Annotated in this window: 9 protein-coding genes; 7 read left to right on the top strand and 2 right to left on the bottom strand. The window is 59.7% G+C overall.

Annotated elements, in window-relative coordinates; genetic code table 11:
* The first annotated feature begins 10 nt into the window (after positions 1–10).
* Together P5706_RS00545 and P5706_RS00550 are read left to right on the top strand one after the other, a co-directional pair.
* On the top strand, positions 11–1,069 hold the full coding sequence (locus P5706_RS00545; protein WP_285678299.1) for an HlyD family secretion protein: 1,059 nt from the start codon (positions 11–13) through the stop codon (positions 1,067–1,069).
* Positions 1,066–2,517 carry an efflux transporter outer membrane subunit gene (locus P5706_RS00550; RefSeq protein WP_285678300.1) on the top strand — a complete coding sequence of 484 codons (1,452 nt, stop codon included), beginning with the start codon at positions 1,066–1,068 and terminating at the stop codon, positions 2,515–2,517. The genes P5706_RS00545 and P5706_RS00550 overlap by 4 nt, the downstream gene beginning before the upstream one ends.
* 360 nt (positions 2,518–2,877) lie before the next feature.
* Here P5706_RS00550 and P5706_RS00555 read toward each other — a convergent pair whose 3' ends face one another.
* Both P5706_RS00555 and P5706_RS00560 read right to left on the bottom strand, forming a co-directional pair.
* On the bottom strand, positions 2,878–3,582 hold the full coding sequence (locus P5706_RS00555) for a DUF3142 domain-containing protein (RefSeq protein WP_285678301.1): 705 nt from the start codon (positions 3,580–3,582) through the stop codon (positions 2,878–2,880).
* A complete protein-coding gene (locus P5706_RS00560) occupies positions 3,579–5,735 on the bottom strand; it encodes a PA5441 family protein (RefSeq protein WP_285678302.1) in 2,157 nt (718 codons plus the stop codon). Before P5706_RS00560 ends, P5706_RS00555 begins: the two co-directional genes overlap by 4 nt.
* A 192-nt stretch (positions 5,736–5,927) precedes the next feature.
* Here P5706_RS00560 and P5706_RS00565 point away from each other — a divergent pair, with 192 nt between their 5' ends.
* From P5706_RS00565 to P5706_RS00585, 5 genes are all read left to right on the top strand, one after another.
* The gene (locus tag P5706_RS00565) at positions 5,928–7,538 is read left to right on the top strand and encodes a glycosyltransferase family 39 protein (RefSeq protein WP_285678303.1); all 1,611 of its coding nucleotides are present in this window, start codon (positions 5,928–5,930) and stop codon (positions 7,536–7,538) included.
* Between the two features lie 33 nt (positions 7,539–7,571).
* Positions 7,572–7,817 carry a DUF2789 domain-containing protein gene (locus tag P5706_RS00570; protein WP_285678304.1) on the top strand — a complete coding sequence of 82 codons (246 nt, stop codon included), beginning with the start codon at positions 7,572–7,574 and terminating at the stop codon, positions 7,815–7,817.
* Between the two features lie 63 nt (positions 7,818–7,880).
* Positions 7,881–9,253 (top strand): IS3 family transposase gene (locus P5706_RS00575; RefSeq protein WP_285678305.1). Its coding sequence is split into 2 segments (ribosomal slippage): positions 7,881–8,352 and positions 8,352–9,253, totalling 1,374 coding nucleotides; the frame shifts between segments, so codons are not numbered across the junction.
* Positions 9,254–9,410: 157 nt separating this feature from the next.
* The gene (locus P5706_RS00580) at positions 9,411–9,848 is read left to right on the top strand and encodes a hypothetical protein (RefSeq protein ID WP_285678306.1); all 438 of its coding nucleotides are present in this window, start codon (positions 9,411–9,413) and stop codon (positions 9,846–9,848) included.
* A gap of 285 nt (positions 9,849–10,133) precedes the next feature.
* The gene (locus P5706_RS00585) at positions 10,134–10,400 is read left to right on the top strand and encodes a hypothetical protein (protein ID WP_285678307.1); all 267 of its coding nucleotides are present in this window, start codon (positions 10,134–10,136) and stop codon (positions 10,398–10,400) included.
* The last annotated feature ends 351 nt before the right edge of the window (positions 10,401–10,751 follow it).

Consider the following 10,751-nt stretch of genomic DNA (forward strand, 5'->3'; position numbering starts at 1 on the left):
AGGACTTCTCATGAAACGCAAAGACAAAATTGCCGTCTCCGTTATTGCTGTGTTTGCCGTCGGCGTGCTGGTTTATCTGGTCGCGCCGGGCGTGCTGGGCAGCAAGCGCCAGACCACTAACGACGCCTTCGTCGCCGCCGACTTCACGCTGGTGGCGCCGCGCGTGGCGGGCTTCATCAAGGAAGTGCTGGTCGAAGACAACCAGCGCGTCAAGGCCGGCCAGCTGTTGGCGTTGATCGACGACCGCGATTTTCGCGCTGCCGCCCAGGCCGCCGACGCCGACACCCTGGTCGCCCAGGCCCAGTTGAAGAACGCCACCGCGACCCTGGAGCGCCAAAGCTCGGTGATCGCCCAGGCTCAGGCCACTGTCGCGGCCGACCGTGCCGAAGTGGCATTCGCCGAGCACGAACTGAACCGCTACAACCACCTCGCCGGCGTGGGCGCAGGCACCGTGCAGAACGCCCAGCAAGCCAAGACGCGTATCGACCAGGCCACCGCAAACCTGGCCAAAGCCACGGCCGTGCTGGCGGCTGAACGCAAGCAAGTGGAAATCCTCACCGCCCAGCGTGACGCTGCCGACGGTGGGCTCAAACGCGCCCAGGCAGCGTTGGAAATGGCCAGCTACCAGTTGTCCTACACACGCATTGTCGCGCCGGTGGATGGCATGGTCGGTGAACGTGCGGTGCGCGTCGGCGCCTATGTGACGCCGGGCAGCAAGATCCTCGCGGTCGTGCCGTTGGCCGAGGCCTATGTGGTGGCCAATTTCCAGGAGACGCAACTGTCGCATATGCATGCCGGCCAAGCCGTAGAACTCAGCGTCGACAGCCTCGACGGCGATTTGCTCAAGGGCCACCTGGAAAGCCTGGCACCTGCTACCGGCGTGACCTTTGCGTCGGTCAGGCCGGACAACGCCACCGGCAACTTCACCAAGGTGGTACAGCGCATTCCGGTGAAGATCATCCTGGAGCCGAACCAGCCCCATATTGAACGCCTGCGCGTGGGCATGTCGGTGCAAGCCACAGTCGACACCCGGCCAGTCGCGCAGTCGCGTGAGGTGGCCCAGCAATGAAGCCATTTGCCTGGCTCACCTTGAGCCTGATCAGCCTCAGCGCCTGCACGGTCGGCCCGGACTTCCAGCGGCCCCAGGGCCCGCAAGTCACCCAGTGGAGCGAGCCGCAGGGCCGTCAGGCCGCCAGCCACGCGGTGACCGACCCTTTGCAGGAGCGCTGGTGGGACGTGTTCCACGATGCAGAACTCTCGGCCCTCACGCGCCGAGCGCTCACCGATAACCTCGACCTGAAACTGGCCAGCAGCCGCCTGCAACAAAGCCGCGCCGTGCGTCAGGTGACCACTGCCGAGCGTTATCCCAACGTCAACGCCACTGGGGATTACCTGCGCCAACTTAACAGCGGCAAAGGTTTGAGCGACCCGTCGAACCGCAATGGTCAGTCGGCTTACAACCAGTGGGACATGGGCTTTTCCGCCGCCTGGGAGCTGGACTTCTGGGGCCGCGTCAAACGCGAAACCGAAGCCGCCGACGCCACCCTGCAAGTCGCTGAAGATGACCGTCGCGCCGTGTTGCTGTCGGTACTCGCCGAAACCGCCCAGGACTACGTCCAACTGCGCGGCGTGCAGAACACTCGCGCTGTCACCGAGCAAAACCTCGAGGTCGCCCGCCACAGCCTCAAGCTCTCGCAACTGCGCCTGGCCGACGGCGTGGCCACTGACCTGGATGTGGCCGAAGCCGCCGCCCAGGTCGCCGCCATCGAAGCGCGTTTGCCGGACTTGCAGCAGCGTCAGGACCAACTGATCAATGCCCTGAGCCTGCTGATGGGCGAGCCGCCGCAAGCGCTGCATGCGCAATTGTCCAAGGACGCTGCGGTGCCGCAAACCCCGCGCCAGGTCGCCATCGGCTTGCCCTCGGAACTGGCCGAACGCCGCCCGGACATCCGCCAGGCCGAAGCGCGCCTGCATGCGGCCACCGCCAGTATCGGCGTGGCAAAAGGCGACTTTTACCCGCGTATCACCTTGTCCGGCAGCCTGGGTTCCCAAGCCCTGCAACTCTCGGATTTCGGCTCCTGGGGCTCACGTGCGTTTGCCTTCGGCCCGCAGTTCAGCCTGCCGTTGTTCAATGGCGGGCGCCTGCAAGGCATGTTGAATTTGCGTGAAGCCCAGCAACAGGAAGCGGCGCTGGCGTACCAGCAAACCGTACTGCGTGCCTGGCATGAGATCGATGACCAACTGACCCGCTACAACGCCAGCCAACTGCGCCGCGACAGCCTCGCCGAAGCGGTACGCCAGAACCAGATCGCGTTGAGCACCGCACAACAGCAGTACGTCGAAGGCGTGGTGGATTTCGTCAACGTGCTCACCGTGCAAAGCGCGCTGCTGGCCACGCAGGAGCAGTGGGTAGAAAGTTCCACCGGCGTGTCGCTGGCGATGGTGGGGCTGTACAAGGCGTTGGGCGGTGGTTGGGAGTCCGTCTACCCCCCTACAGCTGCCATTCCGGCAGGCTGAACATAACCCAATGTGGGAGCGGGCTTGCCCGCGATAGCGGTAGTTCAGCCAACGTTATGTTGACTGACGCACCCTCATCGCGGCATAGGTATCTACACAACTTTTGAAGGCCGCCACTTTCTCCTGTGGCGAGCAGGCTTGTCCTGCGTTGGGCCGCGAAGCGGCCCCAAACCCTGACACTAAGTACTTTCAGAAAAATTGCAGTGCCTTTACTGGGGCCGCTTCGCAGCCCAACGCAGGCGGTGCGACGATTCGACAAGCCTGCTCGCCACAACAGCCCACCTGCCACAGACTTCGTGTTAACCAGTTGTGTAGATTCCTATGCTCATCGCGGGCAAGCCCACATGGAATATTGCGTGATTAAGGGTTCTGCAAAAACACTACATACCCCCTGAACCATTCACTCCCTTTCAAATACCCCGGCTCTTCCCACACGCCGCCCTGAATCAGCCCCACCTTGAACGGCAGCCCCAGCCGGTTCATGCGTGGCAAATACGCCGCGTAATCCGGGATGCTATGGCGCCCTTGGTAGGTCTGGACCACCACTTCATCCACCACGCCTTTAAGTTGGGCGATGGCGGCGGGGTCGGCGTTGCTGCTCCAGTCCATCAAGCCGGTAATGCTCAGGCGCAGGTCGGCAGGCAGGCGTTGGCGCAGGTCGCGCAGGAAGCTTGTGTATTCGTGCAGGTATTGGGTGCGGGCGTCGAAATCGATCTGGATGCCGACCACCGGGTTGCCCGCATCGCGCCAGCGTTGCACCTGGCCGAGCAGTTGGCTGTAGACGCGCTCGGGCCAGTGCAGGGTGTGGGCGCGGTACACCACCCAGACCTCGCCCTGGGTGATGCGCGGTACGCTGATGCCCTGGGCGATAAACTGCACACCCAATTGCGGCGCACGGCGCGTGGAGTTGATCTGGCCCTGGAGGATGTACAGGGTTTTCGCTTGCTTGAGCACCGGCTGCGGCGTGACCCCGCTCCACAGCCAGAAGGCGTCGTAGTCGCGGGCGTCAACGCCGGCAAAGGCCGGGCTTGCCAGAAGCAGCAAGCCTAGCCACAGGTGTTTCACCAGTAGTACTTCAGCGACTGCGCCCACTCGGTGTCGGCAAACCCGGTTTTTAGCTGGCGGAACCAGCCTTTGCGCACGGATTTATCCACGTCTACACCGCCGCAGCCGTTATAACCGGCCCGCGCATAGCAGTTGATCGCGCGGAACAGCGCGTAGGCTTTGTCGTTGTGCGGCGCCTTGGGGTTGGCGATGACCTGGCGGTAACCGTCGAGGCGCGAGAAGGTCTCGCCCTTGAACAACGAGGCGGTGCTGCCCAGGCTGCCGGCGGCGCGCACTTGGTCCAGCGGCATGCCATCGAGGTTGTTGCGCAGGATGAACTCACCCAGGCAGTTCAGGCCCTTGGGGTTTTTCCCATCGGCCTGCAGGGTGCTGGCGATTTGCGCAATGCTCGGGCAGGCGTAGCCGGACTCCGCCTTATCACCGTTCCACTGGAACAACTGCAGCGAACGGCCATCGCCATAGACATAACCCAGGCTGGTGCTGAGTTTGTCGGCGGGCGCCGATGCCGGCAGTTGCTTGAGGTCGTCGGCGAAGGTGGCGTACTGGCCGCGCATCAGGTCTTTGTACAGCAGCACAAACTGCGCGGTGGCACGCTCGACCGGGTCACTGGCCTGGCTGATCTGTTGGCGCAACAGGTCCTGGCCTGCGATGTTGCGCAGCAAGATGTAGCGCACCTGCTTGGCGCTGATCGGCGAATCGCTGGCGAACACGTTGGCCAGTTGGTCATTGCGCTCGTAGTTCATCGCTAGCGCCAGTTCCAGCTGGTCGCGCTGCAAGGGTTGCTTGGCCAGGGACAGCAGCTTCAGCCACAGCGCTTGGGCGCCTTGCCAATCCTTCTTGGCTTCCAAAGCAAGGCCGCGCAGGGTTTGCTGGCTGAAGGCGAAGTAGTCGAGGCTGGCGGGCACGTCCTGGGGCAGCAGCTTCAAGGTGCTGTCGGGCTGATGTTCGACGTACAGCGCAAACGCCGCCTGCACGTAGTCGTACAGCGCCGGCTCCTGGGCAAACACCGGTTTTTGCGCATCCAGGGCCGCGCGGCTGAGCTGCGGCGGGTTGCCGGCGCGCATCCACATCAAGTCGTTGACGGCCAGCATCAGTGGGTTGGCCGAAGGTTTTTGGGTGGCACTCAGCAGCTTGTTGTCGGCTTCCTGCACCAGCTCGTCCAGCGACACATTGCGCTGTTTGGCGCTCAACTGCGCGGCCAGGTCGTTGGCCAACTTGTCGGTATCGCCCGCCAGCCAATGCACCCGGCGCAGCAGGCCCTGGGCAGAGACAGCGTATTCACCCTGTGGATAAGTTTTCAGGTACAGGTTAAAGCTGGTGTCTGCTTTGGCCAGCACTGACTTATCCACATGCTCCAGTTGCGGCATGCCGTACTCGTCGAAGGCGTTTTCCTGGGCCTGGTTCAACTCGGTGCGCGCGATCATGTAGAACGCGGCTTCCTTGACCCACGGCAGGCTGCCGGCGGCGGCGGCGACAAAACCGCGCTGCGCATCAGCGAAACGGCCACTGTAGAAGTCACCGGCGGCTTGCAGGTAAGTGCGCAGCTCGCGGCCGGCGGTGGACTTGATCTGCTCCGGGTCACCCAGGCTGGCGCCGTCCCAGGTACAGGCGGCGAGCATCTGTACACGTCCCTTGGCCAGCAGCTGGCGCTCCGCTTCGGGCACGTCGGCTTTAACCACTTGGCTGATAAACGCCGTGGCACTGCTTTCATCATTGCTGCGGCAGCGGCTGCCTTCGCCGGTCAGGAAGGCGTCACCCGCCGCCTTGTCGCCTTCACGCTGAATGCCCAGTGGCGCGAGCAACTCGTCGAGTTTGCTGGGTGTGGGCGCCACGTTAGTTTTTTCGTCGGTGGCGTCGGCTACCGGGGTCAGGCGGTACACCGGGAACGGCACCGGACCGAAGCCTTCTTCCAGGTCGGTCTCGCCCAGCGCGTTAGGCGTCAGAGGTGCCACCTGTTTATCCGCCAGCAACAGGCGCAGGTTGACCCGGCTGTCATTGCCCGGGCTCAGGAAGGGCAGGTTGCTGCACCCTTCAAGGCTGTCGCGTGAGACCCGCCAGTCGGGGTAGCACGAGTCATCGCCGCTGGCCTGGGCCTGGAAGGAAAGGCTGGCGAGCAACGCCAGAGCCAAGGGTGAGAGAAAACCGATGCGCATGACGTGTCCTTGATCCTGAGTCCTTTGAGGGAGGCAATAATAGCTTGATCCGGCAACTGCCTAGGTGAGGACTTACACAAATCGCTGATTTGTCCGATTCCAGCAGCGAATCAAGGGTTTTTGTCCTAGAGTGGCGGTCATTCACGCATAGGCTTGTTTGCCGGCCAAAAAGGCAATAGCAGGGGAATCGAGGTGCGACGGTCTGTGGTAGAGCAAGATGAAAAGGTGGCGGCATTGCCCGCATTTGATCGCGTCGCAAGTAGCTGGGACAGTGCCGGTTGGATCAGCCGTCTTTGGTGGGTGCCCATCCTGGCACTGGCCGTCGCGCTGCGTTTTTATAGCCTGACGGCTGCAGCAATCTGGGGGGACGAAGGCTCTAGTCTGTTACTCAGCGAATACGCTGCCGATGACCTGTGGTTTCACGCGGCCCACGATGTGCACCCGCCACTGTACTTTTTCATGCTGCGCGGCTGGATCGAACTGTTCGGTGACAGTATCTGGTCGATTCGTAGCATGAGTGCGATTCCCGGCGCGATCGCCGTGGGCGTGGGCATCTGGTTGACGCGGCAACTGTCTACCCGACGTGCCGCCGTGCTGGCGGGTATCCTGCTGGCGCTGCTGCCCACGGCGGTGCGTTACAGCCAGGAAGTGCGCATGTATTCGCTGCTGGGCGTGTGGCTGTTGGGCGCCACGCTGGCGCTGGTGTACTGGGTGCGCCAACCAGAGCGCACGCGCTATCTGGTGGCGTATGTCGTGCTGATGAGTGCCGGTTTCTATACCCATTACTTCACGGCCTTGTGTGTGCTGGTCCACTGGGCGTATCTGGTCTTGCTGAGTTCAGCCCAGGCTTCCGGCCAACGTTTGCTCAAGCGCCCGTCGTGGTGGGTGGCCAATGCCGCCATCGTGGTGATTTACCTGCCGTGGTTGCCGAACTTGCTTGGTCTGGTGCAACACGCCGAACAGCTCAAGGTGGGTGGTGACATCGGCTGGGAAGATCCGGTCAACCTGTTCTCATTGCCGTCGATGATCTGGCAATTCATCGTTCAGGATGAAGGCATTGGCTTCTGGCAGCCGCTGTTCTGGGTGTTCCCGTTGCTGCTGATCGCTGTGGTGGGCGTTACTGCCTGGCAGGATCGCGACCGCTATCGCCCGGCCAGCCTGCTAGCGCTGTTTTTCCTGTTGCCGCTGCTGCTGGTGTACGGGGTGTCATTCATTTCCCCGGTGTTCATCGAGCGTTATCTGACGGTGTACGCCATGGGCTTGCCCATCCTTTTGGCACTGGCCATTGATCGCTTGCCGACACGATTTTCATGGTTGGGCGCCGCGTTGTTCGTGTTGTTAGTCGGTATTGAGCTGGTGGGGCTCAAGAACAACTTCACCATCGATGAACATGACCAGTTCAACGTGCCTGTGGAATTCGTCAATCGTAATTACCAGGAAGACGACCGCATCGTTCTCAGCGACATGATGTGGTACCTCAGCTACGTGTATTACGACCAGACAGATGCCCAATTGCAGCTCTACACACCGCCCAAACCCGACGGCACGCCGACCCGGCCGAACGCCTACGGTTTCGGCACGCTGGTAGACCAGGATGGCGGGCGCATTTATCTCGACCGCCTGTCCGCGCTGCCCGCCGATACCCGCCGTGTGTGGCTGATCAGCAGCAACGAAGCGCCCGACGATTTCGCGCCCTTACCTGAAGGCTGGCGTGAGTTGAGCCGTCAGGATGGCGGTGGTGCGAGGGCGCGATTGTTCGTGCTGTGCAACGGGGCGCAGCCGCAACCTGAAGGTTGCCGCTAGACTCAATTAAGTCTTTTTTACCTGGAGCCCGCCATGGAATCGCCTGTGCACAGCTTGCCATCACTGTTCAAACAGCTCGGGCTGCCGGAAGACCCGGTCAGTATTGAGAAGTTCGTGGCAGTGCATTCGCCGCTTAAACCGGATCTGAAGTTGGCAGATGCCTTTTTCTGGACTGCCAGCCAGAAAGCGTTTTTGCGTGAAGAAATTTTGGAGGATGCGGATTGGGCTGAGGTGGTGGATGAGCTGAATCTGTTGTTGCGGGAAGGGCGCGGGGTGTAAGGGCCGATCGTTCCCACGCTCTGAACTGACCCCCAAAGGTTGGACACAACCTTTGGGGGTGTCATGGGTAAGTACACAGAGCAAGTAAAACTGGCAGCAGTGCAGGACTACTGTTCCGGTAGCGCGGGTTTGAGGGATGTGGCACACCGTCACAATGTGGATTTTTCATCCCTTCGCCAGTGGGTTGCGGCCTATCAGGTGCATGGCGCTGCCGGGCTGAAACAGAAAAAGCTGCAGCGCTATAGCAACGACTTCAAACTGTCTGTTTTGAAACGTATGCGTAAGGAACAGCTGTCCTATCGGCAGACGGCGGCCTTGTTCGACATCCGCAGGTTCGGCATCATCGGCCTCTGGGAGCGCCGCTATGATGAGGGCGGTTTTGATGCCCTTACCAAGCAGCCTAATAGAGCCGGACGTCCGAAAAAAATGCCAACCACCATTCCTCCTGTTCAACCCGACTCACCCGATGATGAGTCGCGCTCACGCGATGATTTGCTTGCCGAGGTAAAGCAGTTGCGGATGGAAAACGACTACCTAAAAAAGCTCGATGCCTTGGTTCAGGAGAAGAAACGAGTAGCGCAGCAGAAAAAGCGCGAATCGTAATAGTACTGAGGCCGCGGCACTCTCTCGAAAGCCTGCTGAAGTTCGCCGGTTTGGCACGCAGCACCTTTTACTATCAGCAAAAGGCGCTGCAAGCGGCTGATAAGCACGCTGAGCTGAAAGACAAGATTCGTTCGACGTTCGATGAGCATAAGGGCCGGTATGGCTACCGCCGGATAACGGCTGCGGTACGAAGCGCTGGTCATCTCGTCAATCACAAGACGGTTCAGCGACTGATGGCGCAGCTTCAGCTCAAGAGCTTGGTGCGTGTGAAAAAATACCGAGCTTACAAGGGTGAGGTAGGCAAGGTAGCGGCAAATCTTTTGAGGCGTGAGTTCGAAGCTCCGTCACCCAATCAAAAGTGGGTAACCGACGTTACAGAGTTCAAAGTTGGAGGCCAGAAGCTTTATCTGTCGCCCGTTTTGGATCTGTACAACGGCGAAATCATTTCCTATGAGGTTGCCAGAAGGCCGCTGTTCGATATGGTTGGGAAGATGCTCAAAGGTGCATTCAAGCGGCTTCAGCCGCATGAAAAACCGGTTTTGCATTCTGACCAGGGCTGGCAGTATCGAATGCCCATTTACCTGCAGGCTCTCAAAAAAAGCTCCGTGACGCCGAGCATGTCGCGCAAGGGTAACTGCTACGACAATGCGGCCATGGAGAGTTTTTTCGGCACACTGAAGTCAGAGTTTTTTTATCTGAATAAATTTAACGACCTTGATGAGCTTCACGCTGGCATCGACGAGTACATCCAGTATTACAATCACTCGCGTATCAGACTGAAGCTAAACGGCCTGAGTCCTGTTGAATACAGAACTCAGGCCGCTCAGGCATAGATGGGTAAACGTCCAACTTTGTGGGGTCAGTTCACTCTGCGTGGGAACGATCAAAACGCTATCTGGAGGGGGATGACAATTGGCAGCAGGGTGGGAAATCCTGGCATTGGCAGCCTGTAACACCGGACACAGCGTATGAATACAAGGATGCGAAACAGTGACGCGCAAGCAGGTCTTTTGGTTTTGGGGAGTGATGTATGCCATTTATCTGGTTCGCTATTGGGTCACCAATGCGGTGGAGGGGCGAGTTCCTTATTTGAGCGATATCGAGAGCGCATTATGGGTTTTGCGTGACCACAGCCTGCTGCAGATTTACACCTTTGGCTTTGTCATGTTGCTGCAGATCTCGATAGTAGCGTCCTGTTTTTTACTTCTTCTCAGTAGTCAAAAGGTCCGCTGGCTTGTTTACCTTCAAACCCCGTTACGGTTAGTTTTTTTCATCCCTTCAGTTTCTCTTCTGCTTATAGGCGCTCAGTTAGTCCCAGGCTACAGCGTGGTGGTGATGGCGGTGCTAGTCGTCGCGTCCGAGGCAATGAAGGTTTGGAGTGTCTGGCGATGGGGCAAGGAATCTGACGTTTCCAGCACTCGGCGGTAGTCAATAAGCCAGTTGCACAGCCTCAACCATCCCCCCTATAGTTCGCCCCGTCGCCGCACATCGGCGATCGGATTTGGCGATCCGCATTCTATGACGCGTTACAGCGCTCTAACTCCGTGTTCTCCGCTTGGCGGATACATGAGTTCTATGGCGGCTGTGCGCGGGAGATCTTCGGATCTGCCGGGTTTCATAGATAACCGGTTCGCCAACCTGCGTACAGCTGCCACCCATACTCGTTTGGCGACGGGGAAGGGTGGTCAAAATCTTATCTATGAGGCTTTATCGATGGACCAATACAAACCGCTTCAAACCAATCCCACCAGCGTTCCCGTTCTGGCTTTCAACACGTTTGCGCCCTCGCACCTACTCCATGAAACAGCCCGCAGCCGCGCGCGTATCGGTACCGAGCTGTTGGAAACGCTCAGCGCAAAAACGGACAGCCAGAACTTTCATCACCTTGTCACCGCAGCATTAGTCTCGCTGCGCGATGGCTTGGACATGATGGGCGAAATCCAGCGCCGCCTGGATGCTCAGGCCGAACAGCCAGTCTGAGGCCAACACTGAACTAAATGTGGGAGCTGGCTTGCCTGCGATGGCGGTGGTTCAGTCAACATCGACCTCGACTGATCTACCGCTATCGCAGCATAAGTATCTACACAACCGGTTAACACGAAGTCTGTGGCAGGTGGGCTGTTGTGGCGAGCAGGCTTGTCGAATCGTCGCACCGCCTGCGTTGGGCTGCGAAGCGGCCCCAGTAAAGGGCTGCAATTTTCCTGAAAGAACTCAGCGTCTGGGTTTGGGGCTGCTTCGCAACCCAACGCAGGACAAGCCTGCTCGCCACAGGAGAAATTGGCTGCCTTCAAAAGTTGTGTAGATACCCATGGCTATCGCAGGCAAGCCAGC

Origin of the sequence: Pseudomonas sp. ChxA (genome assembly GCF_030263855.1) — a bacterium.
GTDB lineage: Bacteria > Pseudomonadota > Gammaproteobacteria > Pseudomonadales > Pseudomonadaceae > Aquipseudomonas > Aquipseudomonas fluorescens_CB.